Origin of the sequence: Actinoallomurus sp. CA-142502, assembly GCF_050936355.1 — a bacterium.
Taxonomy (GTDB): Bacteria; Actinomycetota; Actinomycetes; order Streptosporangiales; family Streptosporangiaceae; genus Actinoallomurus; species Actinoallomurus iriomotensis.
This window is the reverse complement of the sequence record NZ_JBNJMY010000001.1, coordinates 1,958,705-1,984,881: the sequence shown is the minus strand read 5'-3', so window position 1 is coordinate 1,984,881 and position 26,177 is coordinate 1,958,705. Positions and strand designations below refer to the sequence as shown.

The following is a 26,177-nucleotide window of genomic DNA, read 5'->3' as shown; positions in this document are numbered from 1 at the left end:
ACCAAGGCTCGCTTCCGTGGGTGTCGCCGTGCCAGCCACCGGCCGAGATCTGGCGGACTCCTCCATCTCGGTAGCCTTTGCCGGTGGATTCGGTTGATCGAGGATTGGTGCACGCCCTTCAGCTGGATGGCAGGGCGCCGTTCCGCCGGATCGCCGAGGTGCTGGGGGTGTCCGAGCAAACGGTCGCCCGGCGCTACCGGAAACTGCGGTCGACCGGGGCGATCCGTGTGGTCGGCGGCGTCGACGGTACGCGGCTCGGCTACACCTCGTGGACCATCCGGCTGCGGACGACCCCGGACGCGTCGGGTGCGCTGGGCGCCGCGTTGGCCCGCCGACCCGACACCTTCTACGTCCACCTGCTCTCCGGAGGCACCGAGATCTCCTGTTTCACCCAGGCCCGCCTGGAAGATGGCGAGACGTCGCTCCTGGACAAGCTGCCGCGGACCGGCAAGGTGCTGGCGATGAGCGCGCACTCGCTCCTACGGGGCTTCGCCATCCCCAGCGGCTGGGCGGGGCTGGCCGCTCTGGAGGAAGAACGCGCCGCGCGACTCCGGTACACCGCCGACCCTGAGAACCAGGTCGCCGTCGACGCCACCGATCACGCGTTGCTGGCGGCACTGGCGGCCGACGGTCGCACCAGCCATGCCGACCTGGCCACCGCGACCGGCTGGTCGGAGTCGACGGTCCGGCGACGGCTGGACCACCTGCGCCGGTCGGGCGCGCTGCTGATCCAGTTCGAGTTCGACCCCCGCGCCCTGGGGTACCGGGCGCAGGTCAGGCTCTGGATGTCGGTCCGGCCCTCGGGGCTGGTACCGGTCGCCGAAACGCTGGCCACTCACCCCGAGGTCTCCTTCATCGGCGTCACCACCGGCACGACCAACCTCATGGCCGAGGTGATCTGCCGGGACAACGCCCACCTCTACCGTTACCTGACCGAACGGGTGAGCACTCTGGACGCCGTCCAGACGCTGGAGACGGGCCCGGTGATTCGCACCCTCAAGCGGACCGGCACCATCCTGCCGCCGGCTCCGGCCCGCTGAACGGCCGGGCCGAGAGATCCCCTCTCAGGCGTCGAAGAACGGCAGTGCCGGGTCCTCGAACGCGGCGGTGAAGCGGTCGGGCCAGTCGAGCACGTCCTCAAGCCAGCCCGCCCGCATCCGCTCGGCGGCGTACGCGATCCGGTCGGGCGGCTCGACGCCGAGGCCCGCCACGGCGAGGTCGGCCATGACGCTCGCGTGGTCGTCGTCGCCGAGGACGGCCGTGCGCACGATCGGCCGGTTGGACGCCAGGGCCATCGACAGCGGGTGGCGGCGCAGCGCGCGCACCCGATGGCCGAACAGCGGCTCCGGCGGCTCCTTCAGGCCGGGCAGTTCGTAGTCCATCGGTGGGACCGGATCGCGCTTGTCCGGTACGCCGGGACCGGGCGGGAACAGCCGGCTCATCTCGTGCAGCCACCGCAGTTGCGGGATCACCCAGTCGGGCCCGGGCGATGAGTCCGGCCGCGCGCCGTCCAGGAGCCGCTCGGCGACACTCGCCACGCGTTCGGTGAGCTCCTCGGGCGCGTACGCCACGCGCAGGGCGCCGGACCGCCGACCGACGGCGCGGTCGAGGACGGTGGCGAGCAGGCACTCCCGGAGCCGTACGGGCCGGTCCGCCCAGGAACGGGCGAGCTCGTCCGGCACCCGCGGCATCGGGCGGTCGACGAGATGGGACAGCACGAGGGTGTCCGCCCACACCCGCAGCCACGCCCACTCGGCCGCGGAGGCGAGCAGGTCGGCCTCCCGCAGCTCGTACAGCGTGCAGGCACGGCCGTGGCGGCACTCGCCCCCGCAGGCGGCGGACCGCCGTCCGTCGAGCGGCGGCACCGGCCCGGGCAGGACGCGCTCGCGGTCGCGCCCGAGCGGTACCCGGATCCGCAGCGGGCGGTCCATGCCGTCCGCGAAGACCGCCGCCACGCCCGGCGGCAGGGACACGACCTCGCGCGACTGGTCCTCGTCGAGGTTCATCGCGGCGCCCACGAGCCGGCGGTCGTCGTGGGCGGGCAGCCGGTGCACCACCTTCAGCGCGGTGTTCTTGATGACGTCGGGGACGAGCTTGGTGGGGATCTGCTCGGCGACGACGATGCCCTCGCCGTACGCGCGGATCTCGGCGAGCATGCCCGCGAACAGCTCGACCGCGTGCGCGCCGGCGCTGCCCTCGCCGCGGTTGCGCAGCAGCCGGTGCGCCTCCTCGATGACGATGACGTGCTCCAGGTCGCGCGTGCCGGTCTCGCGGCGGGCGCGCAGCCGCAGGTGCTCGACGATCCGGATGATCAGCGTGCCCATGAGGAACGCCTTGTCCTCGTCGTTGGCGACGTCCTCGATGGCGAGCACGACGTTCTTGCCGAGCAGTCCCTCGATGTCGGCCGGGTGCCCGCCTTCGAAGAACCGGCCGGCCGAGCCGATGCGCAGCGACCGCAGCCGTACGTCGACGAACCCCTTGACGTCGGCCATCAGCTCGTTGCCGTAGCCGACGTCGCTGATCACCTGGAGGGCGGCCTTCTGCAGCTGTTCGAGGGTCGGCACCGCGGGCTCGATCGCCGAGCCGGGACGGCCGCGCCCGGTGACGACGTCCCAGCCGTTCGCCTCGTACACCCGCTGCAGGGCCTGCGACATGATCTGGGGAAAGGGCTCCTCGGCGTCGAAGGCCGCCTGGAACAGCGCGCGGACCATGTCGATGTGCGCCTGCACGGGATAGCCCGGCGCGGGCGCGAGCGGGTTCACCGACAGCGGCACGGCGCCGGGGTCGGAGGGGTTCACCACGGTGACGGGCGCGCCGATCCGGCCCGCCATCGTGGCGTACTCCGACTTGGCCGGCTCGATGGCGAGCCACGGGATGCCCGCCTCGGTGAGCTGTTCGAGCAGGTGGCGTACGGTCTGGGACTTGCCCGCGCCGGTCGAGCCGGTGACGAAGACGTGCCGGTTCAGGGTCTGCAGCGGCGCCGTGAACGTACCGACCTGGCGGTCCTGCCCGTCGAGGACCGCGCCGAGGGCGAGGCTCTCGTCCGCGGCCCCGCCCACCTCGGAGGTCACGTCGAAGTAGCCGGCGTCGAGCACCCGCAGTCCGGGCACCTCACGGCGCGGCAGCCCGGCGAGGGCGGCCAGCGCGCCGGCGGTCGCGACGAACGGCGAGCGCAGGTCCTGGTCCTGCGTGTCGACGTGCACGGCCTCGTGGAAGCGCACGGCGCGCTCCCCCGACCGCAGGCGGTACGGGTGGTGGCTCATCTCGACCGAGCCCACGAGGACGGGCGCGATCTGGTCCAGCTCACGCGCTGACGCGGCGCCGGCCAGCACGCGCACCCGCCACAGGCCGGCCTCCTGGAATGCCTCGAGCTCGGCCATCCGGCGTTCGAGGCGCGCGACCGCGAGCTCGTCGTCGCCGCGGCGCTGCACCTGCAGTTCGTACTGCAGGTCCGTGACCTCATCCTTGAGCACCTGCTCGCCGCACTGTTCGGCGATGACCAGCCAGCCGAACGGCCGGCCCATGAGAGTCACCAGCGTGGACTCGAAGAGACTGGGCCCGCCGTCCGCCCGCGTCGACATGAGCGGCGGCGCCAGCCGGGCCGGACAACGGCTCCAGGTCATCGCGGCGGCGTCTTCGAGCCAGTCGTCACCGATCTCCACCCCGCGCGCGCCGTTGGGGAAGAGCAGGCCCTGCTGCGGCTCGGCGGACGGAGTGAGCGGCCCGGCGTTGGTGATCAGCTCGAGCGGCGCACCGCCTCCGCGGGACATCCATCCGACGACGAACGGCCGGCCGTTCTGCGCCGCCGACAGCACCGCGGGCAGCACCGTGACGAAGTCCCATTCGGCGGACGCACCACGCGCCGGCGACAGAATCGCCTGAACCCGGTACCACGGCCCCTGAAGTCCCCCAGCAACCCCTGCCACGCATGAAGGTTTACCGCCCTGCGCCCGTTCGTGCCAGAGGAAGCCCGAACCCGGACCCACCAGTACGAAACCCGGCAGGTCACCGGCCCGCACGACTTGCGATACCCCCACTTAACTTTCTGTAGTGAATCGATTGCGCTACGCGTTTACGGGGGCTAGCGTTCTCGCTGTCCCAACCCCGACCGAAAGGATTCTCGTTGCGAAGCGATATTGAAGACCTCTGCCTGCGGGTGGCCGCCGTGGAGGAAGAACAGGCAAGGCTGCGCGAGCGGACCGAGCGGGCCGAGCAGGTGACCGACTTGTTCGGCGCACTCGACAAGGACGTGGCGGACACCCGCGTCGGCTTCAGCAAGCAGCGGCAGGTGCTCAACGCGATCGGCATGACGCAATCGGAGCACGCCGCCCACTTTCAGCGGCAGTCCACCATCCTCTCTGGTCTGGTACTCGAGATGGCCGCAGTCCGCAGCACGCAGGTCGACCACGGCATCGTGCTGAACGAGCACGGACAGATGCTCAAGGAGCAGGGCCGGATGCTGCGCGAGGTGCTCGACCGCCTGCCCGCATAGCCCGACCGCTGAATCGGGTGTCCGTTTGAGCGGGCACCCGATCCGGCGCGTCAGCGTTTCTTCTTGCGGAAGTCGAGGCGCTCCGGTGGCGGGCCCAGGTTCGGTGCGGTGCGCGGCGAGCCGTCCGGCGGGGTGATGTCCGGTTTGGCGTGGCGGGCGCGGGTCGGGCCGGTGGCCTCTTCGTACTCCTGGATGTTGGCGGTGGGCAGCGTCATGATGCCCGGGTTCGCGTCCACGAGGATGATGCGGCGGCCCGACGGCTCCGGATGCGTGAAGATCATGGCGGTCGGCGGCAGTTGCTGGAGCTCGTGGGGCTCCACCGCCAGTTCGCGCGAGCCCTTGCCCGCGTCGGCCGCCCGCGAGGTGCTCTGGCCCCACGCGGTCGCGCGACCGATGCCCTCCGGCAGCTCGTCCTCCGAGGTGCCGGTGCCCTCGAACACCGTCGGCACGGACCGCCCGACCGTGCTCACGTACGCGCCGTTCTCCGCGTCGGCCGCCACCGCCTCGCTCATCTTGTCGGTGAGCTCGGCGATCTCCAGGAGCTTCTCGGCGCCGATCTGCTCGGCGGCCACACGGGCGTCCTCGGCGTTGCCGAGCCGCATGAACCCGACGGCGGCGTCGCCGCGGCCGAGCCGCTCCTTCACGTGCGGCGGGATGGACCGGTACATCAGCACCAGACCGGTCGAGGTCGCCTCACACGAGTCGATGAGGCGGTCCAGCACGTCGCCGCGCAGCTTCTCCGCGCCGCACAGGATCAGCGTCTGGGCCCACGGCTCGCCCTCCTTGGAGGCACGGAGCACATGGGTGAGCGCGGCGGCGACGTACGTGCCGAGCACCCGGTTGGTGAGCACGCCGGCGCGACGATCGGTGGTGATGACGCGCAGCCGGCTCGGCGGGAGCAGCGTCGGATTGGACCCGAGCTTCTCCAGCTTGCGCAGCTGCGACTCCAGGGCCCAGGCGCGTTCGATGACGACGCGGTCGGCGGCGCCGCGGCCGAACATCGTGGTGATCTTCGCGAGCTCCTCATCGGTGATGAGCCCGCTCCGCAGGTCGTCGCGCGGGTCGCCCACCTGGGCCAGGGCCCGCAGGGCCGCGGTGATGCGCGGGATCGGGGCCCGGCCGCCGAACACGCCCAGGACCCGCTCGAGGATCGCGTTGTCGAAGGACAGGTCGCGGGTGCTCGACTGTTCTTCGCTCACGCTCACCACGAGGGAGAGCACGTCGGCGAGCTCTTCCGGACCGAGCCCGTGCGTCAGGTCGAGCTGTGGCAGGTCGCCCGGCAGCACCCAGACGAGCGGCCGCTCGGCCTGGTCGTGACCGAGTTCGATCAGTTCCTTGGCGACCGCGCCCTCCGACAGGTCCAGGACGGTCACCTGCGAGCCGCTGGCGAGCCGCGCCGCGCCCATCATGGTGACCATCGCCGACCACCCGGAGAGCGTGCCGCCCGCCACGTCGACCCGGCCCACGCCCTGCGGCACGGTGACGGCGTACCACTCGTGCTGCGACTCGAAGGCCTCACGCCGGTGCTGCCATTCCTGGTACGCGCGGGCGTGCGCGGCGTGCGCCGCCTCCAGGCGGCGGCGCCGCTCCTCCTCCCGGCGCTGGTACCGCTCGTGCTCCTCGGCCAGCCGCGCGCGCAACGCCTTCTCGCTCTGCCACATGGAGTAGCCGGTGATCCCCGCGATGGCGGCGCACGCCGCGAGGCCCGCGATGGAGAACGCCCACGGGAGCGTGCCGGTGACCCCGAACACGATGAAGAGAAGCGCTCCCACCGCCGTGGCGACACCGACCATCCGCAGCGGCCGGTTGAAAAGGTTCTCCTTCTGCCGTTGCGAGGCCAGCCACTCGTGGTCGACCTTCTCCGACTCGGGAGGCGTCGGGCGCTTCGGTGGAGGCCCCGGGTCGTCGTGGACCTGGGCATAGCGCCAGCCGACGTAGACGCGGCCCGGTTGCAGTAACCGGGCTTCGCGGGCTGTCACATCCACCACGTCCCGTACTTCGTCGGCTTCACTAGGGGCACAGCGTAGAAAGCTTCGCGTGAAGTGGGGTGCGGTTTCAACCGACTAGAGGGGGTGTCGAGTGACCAGGAGTGGCATTACCGGACATAGGGCGACAGATGGCAACAATCATCCCGATTCTTACCACGGCGGCTGCTGGTATCCCTGTTGCTGAGGAGGCTGGTCGTAGTTCTGGGGCACCTGTCCCTGAGGCGGGTATCCCTGCGGGTAGCCCTGCTGCTGGGGGTATCCCTGCTGGGGATACCCCTGCTGCGGGTAGCCCTGCTGTTGAGGGTATCCCTGCTGGGGATAGCCCTGCTGCTGGTTGGTCCAGGCGCCGTACGGCGAACCCGGCGGCGGGGTCTGCTGCTGCCACTGGCCCGGCACCTGGCCGTACTGGTTCATGTTCTTCCGTCTGGACCGGCGCGCGATCGCCCCGATGGTGGCGACGATGCCGAAGATGACCAGGTAGATGATCAGCCTGATCGGCGCGTAGTAAACGCCGTGTACGTACGCGAGCGGCATCTGCCTCACCAATCTCCTGAGAACGGGAGCGTCCAGCCTGGAGGCTCACCAATCGTGTTGATCAGACCGTCGACCACGGCGACCGGTTCCCCTGATAAGCCACATCACCGCGCACCCTACGCCGACGCGGTCACGCGGTACATGCCGCGCCATTCTCCCCGATAATCGCCGGACGAAGGAGCGCGAACGGCCGACGGCTCTCCCGCTGGCCGTCAGTGGCCACCCGGATCCCGTCGATCCGGCCGGCCGAAGGACTGGGGCGCGGCGTCCTGTTCCGCGTCGGGCGTACGGTCGCCCGGCGAACCGCCGTCCGGCCGCTGTCTCCGCGCGACGCCCACCGCGACCGCCAGGCCGATCACCAGGACGAACACCACGACGCCGACGATCGGCCCGACCGGCACGCCGCCGCCGGACTTCTTCTTCTCCGCCTGCCCGGACGTGGCCGGCGTGGACGACGGAGCGGACGGCGCCTGCTGCCCCATGACCCGGTCGAGCCGCTCGTACGGAGGGTTCGGCGCGGTTCGCGGCACCGCGAAGCTCAGGTCCATGGCCCGGTGGATCCGGAACGCGCCGTACCCCGTCTGGTCGTCGCGGCCAGGGGTGCCGGAGTCCAGCGCGGTGGCCATGGCCCGCTGAACGACCTCGCGGGCGGTCATGCTCGGGTTGGCGGCGCGCACGAGGGCCAGCCCGCCCGCCGTCAGCGCGGTGGCCTGGCTCGTTCCGGAACCCGTGCGTCCGGGCTTTCCGTCCTTGCCCACCCAGCCGACGGTGCCACCCGGTCCTGCGACCGCCGTGAAGGGCACCTGCTGGGTGAGCTGCCACGGCCGTGTGTCGGCGTTGACCGCCCCGACGGCGAGCACGCCGGGGCAGGAGGCCGGTGCCTGCGCCGGGTTCCCGGCGCCTCCGTCGTCACCGGTGGCCGCCGCGATCACCACGTCGTGCCGCGCGGCGTACTCCACCGAGTCGAGAATGTCCGTCGGGCAGGACTCCGGATAGCCGCTCGCCGGAAAGGCCTGGGAGATGCTGATGACCTTCGCCCCGTGGTCGACCGCGAAGCGGATTCCCTTCGCGATGCGGACGTGGAAATCCTCGGCGGTCGCCGTCCCGTTGCCGACGGTCACCGGCAGCACGCGCGCCTGAGGTGCCACGCCGAGCACTCCCGTGCTCCGGCCCTTGCTGACGATGAGGGCCGCCATCGCGGTGCCGTGGCCGCCCTTCTGGGTGTCGGTGTCGGTACGGCCGTCGGTCCCCGCCCCGGTCATGTCACCGCCGGGCAGTACCGACCCGGCGAGGTCGGGAAGCCGGGCGTTCACGCCGGTGTCGAGAACGGCGACCGTGACGCCGTTCCCCTGAGTGATCGGCCAGATCTTGTCGATGCCCCAGGACGAAAGCCACCACTCGGAGTGTGGTGTCGGCGTGTTCGCCGCTCCGGCGGGCGCCCCGGCTGCGATGACGGCGGCGGACATGAACACCGCCGGAACAATGAGCCTCAGCGAACGCACGCGGTCCTCTTTCCTACCGAGAAGCGAAAGGGCAGGGCGAGCGTACTCGCCCTGCCCGACGTCGCGGTATCGGTCAGCCGATGAGCGGTGGAGCCACGTCGTCGTCCGCTCCCCAGATGTCCTCGTCCTCCGTCAGCCAGGCGCTGCGCTCGCGGTCCCCGTTCTGCCCCTGCTGCCCGCCCATCATCGGCGGCATCATCGGCATGTAACCGTTGCCGCCCTTGGCGGCGTTCGCCGCCGCGGTGCCGGCCGCCGCCTCCTCGGCCGCCGTCGCGGCGGTGTTCACCGCGCCGCGGGCGCCGATGGTGTTGCCCGGTGTCGTGACACCCGGCCCGGTCTTGCCCAGGCCGCCGTTCCCGAGGCCCGGAGTCTTGAACGAACTCGGCGTGTACGGCGTGTACGAGTTACCCAGCTTCGGCCCGGATCCCGTATTCGGGTCGAGGTTGGTCCCGCTGTCACCGAGGTGCGGCGGGTTGGTCAGATTCGTGCTGCCGGTGTCGGGCAGAGTCGGATTCTGGATCCCGGACAGATCGGTGCCGGTCGGGCTGTGAGTCCCGGACAGATCCGTGCCGCCGTGGTTGTTCAGGCCGGTCGGGTTGTTGAGCCCGGTCGGGTTGTTGAGCCCGGCCGGGATGGCAGAGTTGCCCGGTATCTTCGGCGTGCCGGGACTCGCCAGTTTCGGCGTCGGGGACGTCGTGGTGCCCGGTCCGTTGTATCTCTTTTTCGGGTCTTTGTTGGGCGAGCCCGTGTCCGGCAACCCCGGCGGCAGATCCAGGGTCACCGACTGCGGGAAGCCCTCCCACGTGCGGATGATGCCGTTGTTGCCCTGCTTCAGCAGATACTGCGCATACAGCCCACGTTGTTCGGCCGGGGTGTCCCGGTCGATGGAAATGGATTTGCCGTCCGACGTCGGAACGGAGAGATAGACGAACCCCGGCGTGATGTTCGGAATGATCGGGGCGACGTCCTTTCCGGCGAAGTAGTCGGCGTTCGACGTCACCATGCTCTTGAACTGCGCAAGCGAGCTGTGCCCGTTCTCACCGTAATCGGTAGGGGTGACATTCGCGAGCGGTGTAGGGGGCGGGTCGGCAGCGGTGACCATGCCGAAAGGCCCGCTTTCAATGGAGGCCTGCTTGGAGAAGTCCGGCTGATCGGAGCCGAGGTTCTTGAGGACACCACCGATTTGCTTGGTGATGGTCTGCATGTTCGACGCCGCGATGAACAACAGAGCGAGCTGACGCGACGCCTCCACCGAGCCGTCCTCACCGGTCCACGCCTCACTCAACCGCTGAGCCATGTCCTTGAACACCTGCAGCGAGCCACCGAAGACACCCCCGATGCCTTCGTAGGCCGCGCCGACTCCCTGGATCTTCGCCGGGTCGATGGTGTTCGCGAAGCCGACAATGTCGTTCGGATGGTACTTCGACGCATTGCCCGTGGGCTGTTCGCCCTGGAAGTCAACCGTCTTCTTGGTGTCACCCATCGCCACGACCTCAGTAAGTCTGGTTCGGAAGGTTGTTGGGGTTGTTCACGGCCGCCTGGCTCTGGTCCTCGGCGTCCTGGGAGATTCCGGCGGCTATCTCGATCCGCCGGATCACGGCCTGGTACGCGGAGACGAACGCATTATTCGCGTCGATCACGGCTCGCTGGGTCTTGGTGAGAGTACTCCCGTGGAAGGTGCTCGGGACGTCCCAGGCGCCGATCTGCTGCTCCGTGACACCGAATGTGTCGGACAGCTGCTGCTGAACACTCTTGGTCTTGTTTCCCGAGCCGCTCGCCGGCAGACCTTCACCGGTGTAATTCGCGAGATCCTGCCGGAGAGCCTTGGCGATGTTCACCAGCTCCGGCCGGTAGATGTATTTATTGTCGCTCTTGTCGGTGCCGGGCCACTCGCTGTTCCCCCAGGGATAGCTGGTCTTGCCGACGTTGGCATTGCGATGCGATCTGGCCCAGTAGTCCGACCAGCTCTCGTCGGGCTTCTGTGGCGACAGATCGGGGGCAGGCGGAGTCTGCGGGGTCTTCGGATCTGGCGCCATGACTCTTTCCCCTCACTGCAATCCGGCCGAGAGACGGCCTCCAGGTCTCAAGGGTACGACGGCGACCGGGTCCGCCCGGTTCCGCCGCCGCAACCAGAATCCATCTTTACAACCAGGCGCCGGGCGTTCCACCCCGGACCCGGATAACTTGTCGCCCACCGGCCATTGTCCCCGTAACGGGCGATGACCCCTGCCGCGACCGGCGCACGGCCGCGGCTGGGGTCGGGGAGGTCGGCCTCGGCTGGTCGACAGCCGAGGCCGGACCAGGACAGGCTCAGTGAGCCCACAGGTCGTAGCTGGCCTTCTCCGCGTGCGAGTAGTTCGTGTGCACGTCGCGGACGGTGTTGGTGATCCCGTTCAGCGTGGTCGACATGTCGTTCGCCGCGCTCTGCCACTTCGTCCGGTTGGTCTTGTACGCCTCACCCGCAGCGCCGCTGAAGCCGTTCACCGGATCCGCGGGGTCCAGCAGCTTCTCGATCTCGGTCTGGAGGTTGTCCAGCACCTCCTGCAACGCCTTCTGAGTCGTCCTGAAGTCTTCCTCGACCTGCTGCAGGGTCGTGAAACTAGCCCTGGTGTAGTCTTTGTCCGCCATCCCGGCCCTCCGTTTTAATTATCGCCGACTTTACGTATCGACTCGTGAATCGAGCCTTCTACGATTAGCGATTGATCAGCGCAGCCACCGCGTTAACAGCGTCGTGCTGCTCCTGGATCATGCTTTCGTACTTGATCGTGCCCTGACCCAGCTTCTGATGCATGTCCTGGAGCGCGTTCAGGACCGCGGTGAAGTCCTCGTCGTACTTGGTGAACATCGTCGTGAACGCATCCGCGGCGGTGCTGTCCCAGCCCGAGCGCAGATCAGTGTGGATGGTCTGGGTGTGCATCTGGAGCCCCTTGATGGTGCTCGCCGCATGGTCGATCTTCTGGGCTGCGATCTTCGCATTGGCAATGCTGATGCCGGACTCGGACACTGCTCACCTCCGGTGAGATGGTTGACACGCGGCCCGACACCCCCGCGGCCACCCCCGCTCACCATGGCGCGCGGTGGGCAACCTTAGGTCCCTCGGGGACCGCCAAATCGGTTGCAACAATACGAGGCTTTAGACGCCCTTGTCCAGTAGATAGGAAGAAGTCAAGGGACATGGCCAACGCAACCGAATTGTTATCAGGAAGCGACCTCCGGAAAGAGGCACCGCAGCGGTCGCCAATCACCCACCTGACCTGGGATAAGACAAAGGTTCCATGGCCTGCTTGGGATCCAGCGTCGGCCCTTCCGGGATCAAGTGGAGCAGGTTTCCTGGAACCGGCGCGACCTTCTTACCGTCCAAGCCGAGTTTGGCCGCGATATCGGCCGACGGAACGGCGAACCGGAGCCCCTGATCCGTTAGTACCGAGTACGAGCTGATGGACTTGACCTGACCGGGCGCGGGCAGCAGCCCGAGGAGCGCGCCGTCTCCCGGCGGCAGCACGACCTGGTCCACCACGCCCTTGGCGGCGCCGGTGCCCGGCGTCGTCGAGGAGGGCCCGGACGGCGTCGGGACGGTGCCGCCGACCGCCACGCGCGCGTCCTGGCTGCCGGACGCGGTGTCGGAGTAGACGACGCACAGCGGCGTCGTCGCGTCGTAGGAGATCATGCTGGGCATCACGTCGGGCAGCCCGTCCGCGGACACCTTGTCGGTCGAGCGCTGCATGGCGTTCGCTGACGCCGGCGGGATCGGTACGGGCTGGACCGGACGTCCCTTGTAGGCGCTCCTGCTCGCCGGGTCGTTCTGCAGGAGCACGCCCTCGGTCTGCTTGATGGGAGCCAGTCCGTCGCTCATCAGGACGTACCAGCGGTCCTGGCCGCCGACCGCCCGCGCGACGTAGATCGTCCCGACCGCCGCCTTCCCGCCATCGGGCCCGGTGACCTCCGTGCCGCGGCTCGGGATCGGCGGCGGCGCGAAGTCGGGGCCCGCCGGGACGGCGTTCAGCCAGGTCGCCGACACCTCCGGAGGATGGTCGGTGCCGCTGAGCGGGCGCACCTCCTCGGCGGGCAGCTTCATCCGCTGGTTGCGCCACACCACCCACGACGCGCCCGCGCCGTGCACGATCACGGCCTGCCGGTCGCTGAGCGACTGCCCGCCGACGCCGCTGCCGACCACGAGAGAGGCGTACGAGACGGTGCCGCCCGTGGAGTTCTCCGCGCTGTGCCCGCACACCGACCACGGACCGGTCACCTGGTGGTCGGCGGTGGGAAGGGAGTCGGGCGCGCCGAGGATGCCGACCGGTTGCGCGCGGTCGTACTTGCCGAGCGACGACTGCGAGACCAGCTTGCGCTTCACGTCATTGGTGTTGAGGATCAGCCGGGCGGACGCGTAGTTGGCGACCGGGTACATCTTCTTGGCCTGCTGGCTGTAGACGTACTTGGTGCCGGTCTCCTTCTCGATGATGAGCGTGCCCGGATCCTCCAGGCCGGTGGCGCCGCCGGGCGACAGCAGACCCCAGACCCCGAACCCGGCGACGATGAGCACGCCGATCATCAGCCCGGCGAACGCCGAGACGGTCATCCGGCGAGTGGGCGGCTCGGGAAGGTCGGGCTCACCGGCGAGAAGTGCCATGCCGACGCGTTGCATCATCAAACGATGCGCCTGATACAGGTCACGACGGGTCTGCACCGGCACCTCCCGATATTTCAAACATTGCGGAACCCCCGGTCCAGCACCGTAATCTAATAGGCGCCCGGTAAGTAATGGAACGTGTCGGTCCAGCTCGGTGGAGGACGGATGAGCACGCAGCAGAACACCATCGCCGCTTTGCTCAATCCGAGTACGAACTCCCAGACCAGCGCGACCAGCGCCGCGGCCACCACGGACACTGGGAAGCCGGAGACGGTCAGCTACGACGTCGCGGCCGGAAAGCACGCGACTCAGTCGCAGCTCGGCATCGACTCGAGCCCGAACGCGCTCATCACCGTCGACGGGCACAAGGTCGCGTCCGGCGACAACGGCCTCAGCATCGACATCGCACCGGACGGCTCCGCCCACGTCGTCCATGGCCCGCAGGATCCGTCGCAGACCGCCACGCAGTCGGCCAATGGCCAGTCCACTCAGATACCCACGCAATACAGCCAGGCGGGGTACGACCCGACGGGACAGGGCCAGAACGGCACGCAGAACGGCACACAGCACGCCGACGGGACCCAGGCGAACGGCACGCAGCCGACGGGCACGCAGTCGACCGGCACCCAGTCGACCGGCACGCAGTCGACCGGCGACGGCACGCCGCTGACCGGGCAGCTGAGCCATACGGGGATGACCCAGAACGGCACCCAGCCCGCGGGCTACACCGGCGGCGACGGCACCACCGCGAGCGGGCAGTACGGCCAGACCGGGACGACTCAGAATCCGTCGCAGGACACCACCCCGGTCGAACACCTCCAGGGCATCGGCGACCACGCCGCCAAGATCGACCTCGCCCTGCACGGGCCGAACTCCAGCCTGCCGGCGCCGGTCATTCACACGAAGGCCGACGGCAGCCAGGACATCGTGATCCCGAAGGGCCCGGACAACCCGCACGCCATCACCCTGCACGTCCACCCGAACAAGGACGGCAGTTACGACCTCACCGTCCCCAAGAGCGACACCAACCCGCATGAGGTCAAGATCCACGTGCAGCCGGACAAGCACGTCGATCTGAACGTCACGCAGGACAAAGACGGGCATATCAAGATCGATGCCCACGACCACCCGGCCGACCAGAAGGACGACTGGTCCGGCCTCCAGGGGCCGGCGGGCCAGAACCCCGGCTACGGCAACGGCACCCCCGTACCGGGGCAGACGGACCAGCCCGGCGAGTCCGGACAGAAGCCCGGCGCCGATGGTCAGCCGCAGATACCCGACATCCCGACGCCCAAAGCCGACACACCGGGTGCCGGGACCGGCGGCGGCGGCGACGTACCGGGCGGTGGGACCGGCGGCGGCGGTGAGGTACCGGGCGGCGGGACCGGCGGTGACGACGGAAAGCAACAGCAACAACAATACCCGCAGCAACAACAGCAACAGCAGCAGCAGCAGCAAGACGGCGCGTTGGATGTCGACGGGAAGACGATCAAAGATCGTGGCTCGAAACTCGTGAATGGTCCGGTGAAGACTCTGGACACCGCGGTCTCGCAGGCCCGTGACATCGGTGTCGGTTTCCCCGGCTTCGGCCTGCTGGGCAGCCCACTGCAGATGATTCATTCGTCACTGGCGGAGACGGCCGCGACGGAACTGCAACAGGGAAGCGCCACGCTCAGCGCCAACTCGCAGGGCATGGTGGCAACCGGCCAGATCTACGGGAACGCCGAGCTGACGAACAAGGCCACAGTTCAGAATACGCCTGGAACAGGGAGCCAGACCGATGGGAATTAGTGCACGAGATGCACTGGCGACGCCGAGCATACTTGGATTCGGCGCCTCGACCTTCGCGGCAGGGGTGATCCCGGCGGCCATTCCCATCGCCGCCCTCGCCGGAACACTCATCTCCGACCCCGGCCAGATACGGCACGCAGGCGACAGGCACGCGACTGTGGCAGAAACCGCCGGAAAGGCCAAAGACGATACCGATGCGATCGTCAAACCCGCCGACGGCTTCAGCACTCCTGCGGCGAGGCAGGCCTACGACACCCGCATGGGCCAGTACACCAAGGCGCTCGGCGACACCAAGGACCAGCACAGCACGCTCGACACGATGATGAAGATCGCCGGTGATGTGTGGATCGCTCTGGGCGCCGCGTCACTCGCCGTCGGCACGGCTCTGGCGCTTCAGGCGGCCGGAGTCATCAGCGTTTCCTGGCTTCCCGGCGCGAATGCGGCGGCTTTCGCGGAGGCCAACGGTTTCGCCGGAGCCATGAACGTCGTGCTGAGGGGCATCGTCACGGGCCTCCGGGGGATCATCACCAAAATCATCACCATGCTCAAGGGGATCAAAGATCTGTCCCTCAAGAGGAAACTGCTACTCGGCGGCCTGGCGGTCGGCGGGGTAATGGGCCACTCGTATATAGGCAACGCGGTGTCCTCGATCGTGCCGGTCACCAAGCCGAGCTGGCCGACGAACGCCCCCGCCTAGCGTGTCCCTCCGCCGCCGCGCGGGGGACACGATCGAACGCTGATCACAGGCCGAGCTGTTTGCTGATGCGCGACAGCTCGGTCATCGCGTCTTCCAGCGTCCGGTCGAACATCGCCGCGGCGGCCTCGACCCTCTCGTGGGCCTCCTTCTGGTTCTCCTTGAAGGCCAGCGGGTTCGCCTCCGCGCCGTAGGTCTCGGTCATGAGCTCGCTGAGCTGCCGCTGCAGGTCGGCGTTGGCCTCGTGGATCAGTGTCTTGAGGGTCTCGGCGAAGTTCGCCGCCGACATGCGCATGGCACGCGGGTCGATGTCGATGTCGGTGATCCCGCCGTCGACCGTGCAGGTCACCTTGATCCTGCGATCCTTGCTCTCCGCATGCCCTTTCAGGTCGGCGGAGCGCTCCTGCATCTCCTGGACCTTCGCCGAATACTCCTCCGAGATACGAAGGAGCCGATCGATGTCCATATTGGCCAGGTCACCGAACTCGCTCATGCTGCACCCCCTTGTTCAGAATTATGTAGGAAAGCGGTAGCCGACACCACCGACCACCGGAAGGACGGCTTTCCGGCGGCCGCTCAACCTCCGATACCGCGCACCTTGGCGTAGACGTTCAGAACGGCGAGGGCCAGCGGCACGAGCGCGATGATGAGGAACATGTCGAGGATGTCCCCGGCCCGGCCCCAGAACGGGCTGGGCCGGTGACCGGGCAGCCACATCGCCATCGTCAGGGTGATGGCGGCGACCGCCAGCATCGCCGGCAGCACCAGCGCGAGGGTCTCCACGGGCGTGGCGCGCAGCGAGAGCGCGACGTCGAGCAGCCCCAGGCCGCCGAGGCCCACGACGAGCATCCAGCTGCGCTGCGAGCGCCCGCGGAAGATGCGCGCCCGCAGGAGCAGCGAGAACGACAGCACCGCGGCCATGATCGGCCCGAACCGGCCCGGGGCCATGACCAGGAACACCAGCGAGGCGGCGGCGACCAGCGCGACCCCGGCGACCAGCCCGGTGGCGAACCGGTCGGCGACGCCCGCGCGGCGCAGGAGCTTCTTGCCGTCGACGACCGTCGACTCGCTGCGCAGGTCCTCGGCGCTGGTCGGGATCGGCGGCAGCGGCAGGCGCGCGAAGCGGAACGACAGGGTCGGGATGAGGGCGCTCAGCGCCATCACGACCACGACCGCGCACGCGGCCACGCCCGCCGGTTTCACACCGCCGAACAGGAGGGTGACGGCCGTGGCGACCGTACCGATCAGACCGGCGAATCCGACGCCGATGAACCACGGCAGGCCGTCGGCCACGCCGAACCCCGCGAGCGCGGCGATCACGGCGGTGGCGGCGAACGCCGCCAGCAGGTGCGGGCCGCCCAGATCCGTGAGCGGCAGGTGCGTCCGCGCGGGCGCGAGCAGGCCGGCCAGGAACCCGTACGGAAGCGCCGCGCAGCCGAGGGCGGCGCCGCCGACGGAGTCGCCGACCGCGCGTGACAGCGTCACGCCCATCGTCAACAGCACGAACGCGACGATCGCCGCCGCGATCGCCGCGGCGTACCACTGCGGCCCCGCCCGGAGGATCGGGATGACGCCGAGGACGAGAGCCCCGGCCCCGGCGAACAGCCCGAAACGGCGTGTCGTCTCCGGGCGCCAGCGGTCGGCGCGGTCCTTCTTGCCCGTCGCGACCACGTCCGCGACGTCGTCGTAGACGAGTTCGGGAATCAGGGTCATGCGCGGGCGGAAGTACAGCATCTCGCCGTCGCGGATGTCGAGCTGGGAGAGGCTGAGCCCGGTCTCGAGAGGGGGGCCGTCGAGCCGCTGCAGCGCCCAGCCGGAATGCGCGAGGCCCGCGTCGGCCAGGTCGCGGCCCGCGGCGCGCAACAGCGTCGGCAGCATCTGGACCAGTGGAACCTCGGCCGGCAGCGACAGGTCGATCCGCCGATCCGGTGCCACGATCGTGATCCGGCACAAGTCGGCTCCGGCTTTCGGGCTCACGGTCTCCCCCATCGGCGAATTCGTACGGAACATGGTGAACCGGCTTTATAGGATGGCGTCAACTCACGCTTTATGCCAGCGGCCCGTGGAGGTACTCCGTTGAGCACGGTGATCATCACCAGACAGGAACGCCGGCCTCCGCCGGAGATGCCTCGAGGTGAGATCCTTCTCGAGTCGCCACCGGAAATCCCGGAAACGCAGTCGGCGGGTTTCCAGGCGATGCTGACGTACATCCCGATGCTCGCGGGCGGCGGGGCGATGGCCTTCATGCTGGTCGCCCCCGGCTCGAACCCGACGATGTTCCTGTCCTCGGGCATGATGTCGCTGTCGATGATGGGGATGATGCTGGGCCAGATCTCCCGCGGCACCGGCGAGCGCAAGCAACGGCTCAACGGCGCCCGGCGCGACTACTTCCGCTACCTTTCCCAGGTCCGCCAGAAGGTCCGCCGGGCCAGCACGCAGCAGCGCGAGGCCCTGGAGTGGAACAGCCCCGACCCCGCCTCCCTGTGGTCGCTGGTGATGAGCGCCCGTCTCTGGGAACGCCGGGCGAGTGACGCCGACTTCGGCAACATCCGCATCGGCAGCGGCCCGCAGCGGCTCGCGATCCAGCTGATCCCGCCGGAGACCAAGCCGGTCGAGGACCTCGAACCCATGACCGCGGGCGCGCTCCGGCGATTCGTGCGCGCGCACTCCACCGTGCCGAACCTGCCCATCGCGGTGTCGCTCTCGTCGTTCGCGCGGATCCTGCCGGTGGGCGAGCCGCGCGCCGTACGCGAGCTGATGTACGCACTGATCGCCCAGGCCGCGGCGTTCCACTCCCCCGACGACCTGCGCATCTCGGTGTGCGCGTCGACCGAGCGGATGCCGTACTGGGACTGGATGAAGTGGCTCCCGCACACCATGCATCCGGAGGACACCGACGCCGCGGGTCCGGTGCGGCTGATGGCCAAGTCGATGTCCGAGCTGGAACAGATGCTCGGGGCCGAGCTGAAGGACCGTCCCCGGTTCACGCCCGGCCTGTCGGCCGATGACATGCCGTACCACATCGTCATCATGGACGGCGGCGCGGTCAGCATGGACAGCCAGATCAGCGCGGACGGCATCGACGGCGTCACGGTCATCGACCTGACCGGCGCGATCACGCCGACACCCGAAGCGACCATGCTCCGGCTCGATATACGGCCCGACCAGCTGAGCATCGTGAAGCGGGACCGGACCGGCAAGGACGTCCACCAGCGCCTCGGCAAGCCCGACGCGCTCGACTTCATGTCCGCGGACGGGCTCGCGCGGCATCTGTGCCCGCTGCGGACCAGCGGCGCGAGCGAGCCCGAGCAGAGCGCGCTGCACGCGAACCGCACCCTGACCTCGCTGCTCGGCCTCCACGACCCGACTCGCATCGACACCCGCGTCGTGTGGCGCCCGCGGCCGCCGCGCAACCGCCTCCGGGTCCCGATCGGCGTCGCCGCCGACGGCCGTCCGGTGGAGATGGACATCAAGGAGTCGGCCCAGGGCGGCATGGGCCCGCACGGCCTGGTCATCGGGGCGACCGGCTCCGGAAAGTCCGAGCTGCTGCGCACCCTGGTCCTCGGGCTGGCGGTGACGCACTCCTCCGAGGTGCTCAACTTCGTCCTCGTCGACTTCAAGGGCGGTGCGACCTTCCTCGGCCTCGACGGCCTCCAGCACGTCGCGGCGGTCATCACCAACCTGGAGGACGAGCTGCCGCTGGTCGACCGCATGTACGACGCGCTGCACGGCGAGATGGTGCGGCGGCAGGAGTTCCTGCGGTCGGCCGGCAACTACGCCTCGCTGCGCGACTACGAGGCGGCGCGCGAGCGCGGCGCCCCGATCCCGCCGATGCCGACGCTCTTCGTGGTGCTGGACGAGTTCTCCGAGCTCCTGTCCGCCAAGCCGGAGTTCGCCGAGCTGTTCGTGATGATCGGGCGTCTCGGCCGGTCGCTCGGCGTGCACCTGCTGCTCGCGTCGCAGCGCCTGGAGGAGGGCAAGCTCCGCGGCCTCGACACCCACCTGTCGTACCGCATCGGTCTGCGGACCTTCTCGGCCATGGAAAGCCGTGTCGTCCTCGGTGTGCCCGACGCGTACGAGCTGCCGTCGCAGCCCGGCAACGGCTACCTCAAGTTCGACACGACCGGCATGACGCGGTTCAAGGCGGCGTACGTCTCCGGCGCGTACAAGCCGGAGGAGGGCGTGGACGAGGACGGCGGTCCGCGCGTCGTCCCGCAGATCGTGCCCTTCGTGCCCGACTACCTGGCACCGCAGGTGATCGCCGACCCGGAGCCGGAGCACACCCAGGACGCGAGCGAGTCGAGCGTCGAGGACAGCCTCTTCGACATCGTGGTCCGGCAGCTCGCCGGGCAGGGGCCGCCCGCGCACGAGATCTGGCTGCCGCCGCTCGACGACCCGTCCACGCTCGACCAGCTGATCCCCGGGCTCCAGGCCACGCCGGAGCACGGCTTCACCTCACCCGGCTGGGAGGGCCGGGGCCGGATCTGCGCGCCGGTCGGCATCGTCGACCGGCCCTTCGACCAGCGGCGCGATCCGATGTGGGTGGACCTGAGCGGCGCCGCCGGAAACGTCGCGGTCGTCGGCGGCCCGCAGAGCGGCAAGTCGACGATGCTGCGAAGCCTGATCGGCTCGCTCTGCCTCCTGCACACGCCGCAGGAGATGCAGTTCTACTGCCTCGACTTCGGTGGCGGCACGCTCTCGTCGCTCTCGGGACTGCCGCACGTCGGCGGCGTCGCGTCCCGCCTCGACGGCGACCGCGTCCGGCGTACGGTCGCCGAGATCAAGACCCTGCTGACCCAGCGGGAGCGGGAGTTCACCGAGCGGGGCATCGACTCGATCGCGACGTACCGCCGGCTGCGCGCCCAGGGCAAGGTGCCGGGCGACGGGTTCGGCGACGTCTTCCTGGTCGTCGACAACTGGATGTTGCTGCGCCAGGAGTTCGACAGCATCGAGAGCAGCATCACGGACCTCGCCGCTCGCGGCCTGGGCTTCGGCATCCACGTCATCGCCTCGACCAACAAGTGGTCGGAGTTCCGGATGAACATCCGGGACCTGTTCGGCACCCGCGTGGAGCTGCGGCTCGGTGACCCGTACGAGTCGGAGATCAACCGCAAGCTCGCCGACAACGTGCCGCAGAACTCCCCCGGTCGCGGGCTGACCCGCGACGGCCTGCACTTCCTGGGCGCGCTGCCGCGCGTCGACGGCCGCCAGGCCGCGGACGACCTGTCCGACGGCGTCCGGTCGTTCGTGGAAACGGTGGCGGGGGCGTGGACCGGTCCGTCCGCACCGCCCGTACGGCTGCTGCCCGCCCGGCTCGAACCCACGGCGCTGCCGACCCCCGAGGTGTCCGGCAAGCGGATCCCGATCGGCATCGACGAGGACACCCTGTCGCCGGTCATGCTGGACTTCGAGAACGACGCGCACTTCATCGTCGTCGGCGACACCGAGTCGGGCAAGTCCAACCTGCTGCGCCTCATCGCGGAGGGCATCATCGCGCGCAACACCCCGGAGCAGGCGCGGCTGATCTTCCTCGACTACCGGCGTTCGCTGCTCGACACCGCCGACACCGAGCACCGGATCGGGTACGCCGCGGCGAGCACGTCCGCGACCACGCTGCTCAAGGACGTCCACGGCGCGCTGGTCACCCGGCTGCCGACCTCGGACCTGACGCCGGAGCAGCTGCGGAGCCGGTCGTGGTGGCACGGCTCGGACCTCTACCTCATCATCGACGACTACGATCTCGTCGCCACGTCGAACAACCCGTTGATGCCGATCGTGGAGCTCCTCCCGCAGGCCCGCGACATCGGCCTGCACGTGGTACTGGCCCGCGCGATGGGCGGTTCGGGACGCTCGATGTTCGACCCGGTGATCCAGCGCATCAAGGACATGGCCAACCCGGCCCTGATCCTGTCGGGCACGAAGGACGAGGGCGCCCTGTTCGGCAACGTACGACCCGACCCGCAGCCGCCGGGCCGGGGCCACTTCGTCGAGCGGCGCACCGGCAACCGCCTCATCCAGACCGCGTACCTGGGCGGCGAGGAGAACGGCTGACCCGGTCCGGTCCTTCCCGTACGGGCGGACCGGACCGGAATATCAGGTGCCGGTGTCGTTCGAGCCGGCGGAGCGGCGGCCCGGCTGCCAGCCACGGCGGCGGCCCATCGGCACGAACACCCCCGCGGCCACCGCCACGGCGACTCCGCCCAGTGCGATGCCCGCCACCACCAGAGCGACCGAGCGCGTCTGCTCATCCGCCGGCTTGCGGTACGCGACGCGGATCGCCTGTCCGCTGCCCGGCTGTGTGGCGTCGGGCGGTGCGCCGGCCGAGCCGGAGTCCTCGCCCGGCAGCAGCTCGGTGACCGCCTGCATCGGGTTGATCATGCCGGCGCCGGAGCCGGTGCCGACCGAACCGTCGGCCGTGGCCTCGAGCCTGGCCTTGACCTGCTTGTAGTTCAGGTTGGGATGGTAGGCGCGCACGAGAGCCGCCGTGCCGGAGACGAACGCCGCGGCGAAGCTGGTGCCCTCCTCGTTCGGCGCGTACCCGCCGGGCCAGGTCGTGGCCACCGCCTGACCCGGGGCGCTGACGCTGACCTTCGTCACGGTGTTGGAGGAGTCGGCCACGGCGCCGTTGGAGCTGAGCGAGCCGACGCTGATGACGTCCGGGTACGCGGCGGGATAGGCGGGGCCGACCGTGCCCCGGTCCTGGTCGGTGACGTTGCCGGCCGCGGCCACGACGACCGCGTCGCGCGACTGGGCGTACCGGACCGCCGACTTCAGCTGGGGGGTGTCCGGTGCGGTCACCGAGACGTTGATGACCTTGGCGTTCAGCGCCGCGGCCTCCCGGATCGCCTTGGCGAGGTTGGGGTCGGCTCCGTCGGTGTGGTCCTCGTTGGTGAACTTCACCGAGAGCAGGCGCGCGCCCGGCGCCACGCCGACGAACGGCATGTTTCGCGACCGGTGGTCCTGGGCAACGATGATCCCGGCCACGGCGGTGCCGTGCCCGATGCAGTCGGTGGTATTCGTGTGCGTGACGTCCACCGAGGTCACGTGTCCGGCGAGTTGCGGCTGGAGCCGGTCGACGCCGCTGTCGACGACCGCGACGGTGACGCCCTTGCCGTTGGTCAGGCTCCAGACCCGGGTGAAGTCCAGGCGTTGCTGCGCCCACGGCTCGGTGGTCAGTCCCGCGACGGCCTGCGCGGGGTTGCACTGCACGGTCGGGGTGGGCGCGACCGTCGGCGTGGACGGGGACGTGGACGTGGACGGAGTCGGACGGCTCGGCGCCGTGGAGCGGGGCGAGGTCTTGGGCGTCGGCTTGACCGCCATGGCGGGAGGCGCGGTGAACGCCACGAGGCCCAAGACTCCCGCGGCGACGAGGCCGCCCAGTTTCGCTGCCCTCACGGCCGTCCCCCTCAAGCCGGTCCGAATTCGGTACCCGCCGGTGACCCAGTGTCAATTCCGCACCGGCAAAGGTGGCACAAATGGTGATGTTACTGCGAATAAAGCGTCCGTTGTCGACGCTGCAGGAACGCGCGTTCGGTCGCGTTGCCGGCGCGGGCGATCGCGGCTTCGTACGCGGACGCGGCCTCGGCGCGCCGGTCGAGACGACGGAGCAGGTCGGCGCGGATGGCGTGGAAGAGGTAGTAGCCGTCGAGCCGGAGGTCGTCGACCAGCATGAGCGCCGCGTGCGGTCCGTCGACCTCGGCCACCACGACGGCGCGGTTGAGGGCCGCGACCGGGCTCGGGGCGAGCGACAGGAGGTGGTCGTACAGCGCGAGGATCTGCGGCCAGTCGGTCGCGGCCGCGGTCGGCGCGTCGCTGTGCACCGCGTTGATCGCCGCCTGGATCTGGTACGGGCCGGGCCGGCCGCGCCGAAGGCACCGCCGGACGAGGTCCTGTCCTTCGGCGATGAGGCCCTGGTCCCACCGGCCGCGGTCCTGGTCGGCCAGGAGCACCAGTTCGCCGTCCGCGTCGGTGCGGGCGGCCCGGCGCGACTGAGTGAGCAGCATCAGCGCCAGCAGTCCCGTGACCTCTGGCTCGTCGGGCATGAGTTCGGCGAGAAGGCGTCCGAGGCGAACGACCTCCGCGCAGAGGTCCGCGCGGACGAGCCGCTCGCCGGAGCTCGCCGTATGGCCCTCATTGAAGATCAGGTAGATGACGGCCAGAACGGCGCGCAGGCGGTCGGGCAGGTCGGCCTCCACCGGGACGCGGTAGGGGATCCCCGCGTCGCGGATCTTGCCCTTCGCGCGGACCAGCCGCTGCGCCATGGCCGGCTCGGCCACCAGGAAGGCGCGCGCGATCTCCGCGGTGGTGAGCCCGCCCAGCAGCCGGAGGGTCAGCGCGACGCGCGCCGCCGGGGCAAGGGCGGGATGACAGCAGGTGAAGATCAGGCGCAGCCGGTCGTCGCGCACCGGGCCCTCCTCGGACGGTTCGCCGGGCTCGTGCAGCAGCGCCGCCTGGGCGTGCCGGTCGTCGCGGGAGGCCTCCCGGCGCAGCCGGTCGAGCGCCCGGTTACGAGCGGTGGTGATGATCCAGCCCGCCGGGCTCGGCGGCATTCCGGCGGCCGGCCACCGCCGTACGGCCTCGGCGAACGCGTCCTGGACCGCCTCCTCGGCGGCGCCGATGTCACCGAAGGCCCGGACGAGGACGGCCACCGCGCGCCCGTACTGCTCGCGGAAGACCCCTTCGATCGCCGCCGTGGTCACCTGCGCCATGCCCACCTCAGCCGCACGAGCCGTCCCGCAGCGGCCTGACCTCGATGGGAAGGGTGGTGGCCCCGGCCAGCTTGCGGCCCCACTCCAGGGCGGCGTCGAGATCGGGCGCCTGGATGATGGTGAACCCTCCGAGGTGCTCCTTGCCCTCGATGTACGGTCCGTCGGTCGTGAGCGTCTCATCGCCCTTCCCCCGTACGACGGTGGCCGTGCTCGGAGCGTGCAGACCCGCGGAGAACACCCAGGCGCCGGCCGACTTCATCTCGGCCCGCACGGCCTCGACCTCCCGCATGATCGGCTCCAGGAACTCAGGCGGCGGAGGAGTGTCGGAGTCGGGCTGGTAGATGCTGAGCAGGTACTGCCTCATGATGATTCTCCCTACGTCACCACCGGCGCCGTGCCGGTCTCTCACCCTCCACACGAACGACCCGGTCCCGATTCGACATCTCGACCCGAGAATGTCGCGGGTCTTCTTCGCCAGGGGCCCCCGGTGTCTGCTTTATGCTCGGTGCACCCCTCTTGTCCGGATGAAATCACCGGAGAGGAACCTGCCGTACGCGTCGAGCGTCCCACCTATTCGTGCCGATGAGGAAGCATGTGCCCCGGAGGTGATGGATGAGCACCGAACCCGACGCGCCCCTCGGCACTCCCGGCGATGAGTACGCACGGCGTACCGAGCAGCTGAAGAAGATGCGGCGCGAACTCGCCGACGTGGGTGCCACGGCGAAGCGACCGGACGGGCTCGTCACGGTGGTCGTCGGTGCGCAGGGTCAGGTCAAGGACATCAAGCTCGACCCTCGCGTCTACCGCAAACTCGACAGCGGCCAGCTCGCGGCCGCCATCATGGAGCTGATCTCTCAGGCCACCACCGAGGTCGCGGAGCAGATGAAAACGATCATGGCCCCCTTCGTCCCGGGCGAGGGCATGGACCTCACCGGCTTCCTGCCGGACGCCCCCAGCTTCAAAGACGGCCTCCAGGACTGATCTCCACCCCCGAAAGGACTGATGGTGAGCCACCGGCGGCCTGCTGAAGCTCGGCGGACTTCGGCCTCCGAGCGACCATCGCCAAGCGCGCGTACGACATGCTGAGATCAGCGATGGGCCTGCCGGCCCGGCAGTCCTCCCCACCACCGGCTCCACCACCACCCGCACCGCCACCGCCGCCCCGACCACCACGATGACCGTTCACCGACAGGAGAGCCGCTGATGTCCGAGCACCCGCCCGGCGCCCGCGCGGAGTGGCATGACGTGTTGCTCCGGCTCGCGGGGTGGCTGGCCGACGACGACCTGACCCGGGCCCGTGAGTTCCTCGCCGCCGGGCGGCTGGACGAGCTCGCCGGGTTGATCGCCGGGGCCGTCGACACCGGGCTGGTCCCCTACTCCCCCGGGGACGCCGAGCGGCTGCGGCGTCTGCTGACCGGGTACGTCGACGACCCGTCCGTGGTGGACGCGGGGATACGGCGGCAGATGGAGCAGCCCCCGGGCGATTTCGCCCCCGTGCCCCCGTGGGGCATCGGGCCGAGCGTGGTCGACGAGATCGACCAGGCCGCGGTGGACGCCGCGCGGAAGACGACGGTGAGCGGTCTGCGGCGTGTGTGGCGGTACCCGCCGACCGGTCTGCAGTCGCCCCGGCGGGTGTACCTCGCCGAGACGCCGGCCGGCGCCGACCCGGTGGAGGTGACCGGGCTCCTGCAGCAGGCCCTGGCCGAGGCGGGAGAGGCGGCGCCACAGGTCGAGGCGTACTCCGCCGGAACCCCGCTGCCGGACTACCACCGGGCGGCGCTCGCCGGCGCCGAAGCGCTGCCGATCTGACGTGGTGATCACATGAGCGAGCGAGGCGG

21 protein-coding genes are annotated in these 26,177 nt (G+C 69.8%); 7 read left to right on the top strand and 14 right to left on the bottom strand.

Annotated features, from left to right (window positions below; genetic code table 11):
- Positions 1-83 precede the first annotated feature (83 nt).
- A complete protein-coding gene (locus tag ACQEV1_RS09710; protein WP_433393161.1) occupies positions 84-1,040 on the top strand; it encodes an Lrp/AsnC family transcriptional regulator in 957 nt (318 codons plus the stop codon).
- 24 nt (positions 1,041-1,064) lie between these two features.
- Here the strand turns inward: ACQEV1_RS09710 and ACQEV1_RS09705 are convergent, their stop codons facing one another.
- Positions 1,065-3,926 carry an ATP-binding protein gene (locus tag ACQEV1_RS09705; protein ID WP_433393159.1) on the bottom strand — a complete coding sequence of 954 codons (2,862 nt, stop codon included), beginning with the start codon at positions 3,924-3,926 and terminating at the stop codon, positions 1,065-1,067.
- A gap of 197 nt (positions 3,927-4,123) precedes the next feature.
- On the opposite strand from ACQEV1_RS09705, the gene ACQEV1_RS09700 reads away from it, so the two are divergent.
- Positions 4,124-4,492, top strand: coding sequence for a hypothetical protein (locus ACQEV1_RS09700; RefSeq protein ID WP_433393157.1), 369 nt, complete (start codon positions 4,124-4,126; stop codon positions 4,490-4,492).
- 50 nt (positions 4,493-4,542) lie between these two features.
- Here the strand turns inward: ACQEV1_RS09700 and ACQEV1_RS09695 are convergent, their stop codons facing one another.
- The 8 genes from ACQEV1_RS09695 to eccB form a co-directional block, all read right to left on the bottom strand.
- Entirely contained in the window at positions 4,543-6,480 is a 1,938-nt protein-coding gene (locus ACQEV1_RS09695; protein ID WP_433393155.1) for a hypothetical protein, read from the bottom strand.
- 150 nt (positions 6,481-6,630) lie between these two features.
- Positions 6,631-7,023, bottom strand: a complete 393-nt coding sequence (locus ACQEV1_RS09690) for a hypothetical protein (protein ID WP_285620800.1) — start codon at positions 7,021-7,023, stop codon at positions 6,631-6,633.
- Positions 7,024-7,226: 203 nt separating this feature from the next.
- Entirely contained in the window at positions 7,227-8,516 is a 1,290-nt protein-coding gene (locus tag ACQEV1_RS09685) for a S8 family serine peptidase (protein ID WP_433393153.1), read from the bottom strand.
- Positions 8,517-8,589: 73 nt separating this feature from the next.
- Complete coding sequence (locus tag ACQEV1_RS09680) at positions 8,590-9,999, bottom strand: hypothetical protein (protein ID WP_433393151.1); 1,410 nt, start codon at positions 9,997-9,999, stop codon at positions 8,590-8,592.
- A gap of 10 nt (positions 10,000-10,009) precedes the next feature.
- On the bottom strand, positions 10,010-10,552 hold the full coding sequence (locus tag ACQEV1_RS09675; protein ID WP_285620807.1) for a hypothetical protein: 543 nt from the start codon (positions 10,550-10,552) through the stop codon (positions 10,010-10,012).
- Positions 10,553-10,826: 274 nt separating this feature from the next.
- The gene (locus tag ACQEV1_RS09670; protein WP_285568183.1) at positions 10,827-11,144 is read right to left on the bottom strand and encodes a WXG100 family type VII secretion target; all 318 of its coding nucleotides are present in this window, start codon (positions 11,142-11,144) and stop codon (positions 10,827-10,829) included.
- A gap of 64 nt (positions 11,145-11,208) precedes the next feature.
- Positions 11,209-11,520 (bottom strand): WXG100 family type VII secretion target, encoded by a 312-nt coding sequence (locus ACQEV1_RS09665; RefSeq protein ID WP_285568181.1) that lies wholly within the window; start codon positions 11,518-11,520, stop codon positions 11,209-11,211.
- Between the two features lie 237 nt (positions 11,521-11,757).
- Positions 11,758-13,203 (bottom strand): type VII secretion protein EccB, encoded by a 1,446-nt coding sequence (gene eccB / locus ACQEV1_RS09660; protein ID WP_433393148.1) that lies wholly within the window; start codon positions 13,201-13,203, stop codon positions 11,758-11,760.
- A 108-nt stretch (positions 13,204-13,311) separates the two neighbouring features.
- On the opposite strand from eccB, the gene ACQEV1_RS09655 reads away from it, so the two are divergent.
- Together ACQEV1_RS09655 and ACQEV1_RS09650 are read left to right on the top strand one after the other, a co-directional pair.
- Positions 13,312-14,937: a hypothetical protein gene (locus ACQEV1_RS09655; protein WP_433393146.1), complete on the top strand. Its 1,626-nt coding sequence runs from the start codon at positions 13,312-13,314 to the stop codon at positions 14,935-14,937.
- Positions 14,927-15,634, top strand: a complete 708-nt coding sequence (locus ACQEV1_RS09650; RefSeq protein WP_433393144.1) for a hypothetical protein — start codon at positions 14,927-14,929, stop codon at positions 15,632-15,634. Before ACQEV1_RS09655 ends, ACQEV1_RS09650 begins: the two co-directional genes overlap by 11 nt.
- A gap of 43 nt (positions 15,635-15,677) precedes the next feature.
- On the opposite strand, the gene ACQEV1_RS09645 is transcribed toward ACQEV1_RS09650, so the two are convergent.
- Both ACQEV1_RS09645 and eccD read right to left on the bottom strand, forming a co-directional pair.
- Positions 15,678-16,124, bottom strand: coding sequence for a YbaB/EbfC family nucleoid-associated protein (locus ACQEV1_RS09645; protein ID WP_433393142.1), 447 nt, complete (start codon positions 16,122-16,124; stop codon positions 15,678-15,680).
- An 83-nt stretch (positions 16,125-16,207) separates the two neighbouring features.
- A complete protein-coding gene (eccD, locus tag ACQEV1_RS09640) occupies positions 16,208-17,620 on the bottom strand; it encodes a type VII secretion integral membrane protein EccD (protein ID WP_285620820.1) in 1,413 nt (470 codons plus the stop codon).
- Positions 17,621-17,680: 60 nt separating this feature from the next.
- Here eccD and eccCa point away from each other — a divergent pair, with 60 nt between their 5' ends.
- Positions 17,681-21,682, top strand: coding sequence for a type VII secretion protein EccCa (eccCa, locus tag ACQEV1_RS09635; RefSeq protein WP_433393140.1), 4,002 nt, complete (start codon positions 17,681-17,683; stop codon positions 21,680-21,682).
- A gap of 42 nt (positions 21,683-21,724) precedes the next feature.
- Here the strand turns inward: eccCa and ACQEV1_RS09630 are convergent, their stop codons facing one another.
- From ACQEV1_RS09630 to ACQEV1_RS09620, 3 genes are all read right to left on the bottom strand, one after another.
- A complete protein-coding gene (locus tag ACQEV1_RS09630; protein ID WP_433393138.1) occupies positions 21,725-23,026 on the bottom strand; it encodes a S8 family serine peptidase in 1,302 nt (433 codons plus the stop codon).
- 89 nt (positions 23,027-23,115) lie between these two features.
- Positions 23,116-24,339 (bottom strand): RNA polymerase sigma factor, encoded by a 1,224-nt coding sequence (locus tag ACQEV1_RS09625; RefSeq protein WP_433393136.1) that lies wholly within the window; start codon positions 24,337-24,339, stop codon positions 23,116-23,118.
- A 7-nt stretch (positions 24,340-24,346) separates the two neighbouring features.
- Positions 24,347-24,703: a YciI family protein gene (locus ACQEV1_RS09620; protein ID WP_285568168.1), complete on the bottom strand. Its 357-nt coding sequence runs from the start codon at positions 24,701-24,703 to the stop codon at positions 24,347-24,349.
- A 248-nt stretch (positions 24,704-24,951) separates the two neighbouring features.
- On the opposite strand from ACQEV1_RS09620, the gene ACQEV1_RS09615 reads away from it, so the two are divergent.
- Entirely contained in the window at positions 24,952-25,320 is a 369-nt protein-coding gene (locus tag ACQEV1_RS09615; protein WP_285620825.1) for a YbaB/EbfC family nucleoid-associated protein, read from the top strand.
- A 222-nt stretch (positions 25,321-25,542) separates the two neighbouring features.
- Positions 25,543-26,148, top strand: coding sequence for a hypothetical protein (locus ACQEV1_RS09610; protein ID WP_433393133.1), 606 nt, complete (start codon positions 25,543-25,545; stop codon positions 26,146-26,148).
- Positions 26,149-26,177: the final 29 nt, after the last annotated feature.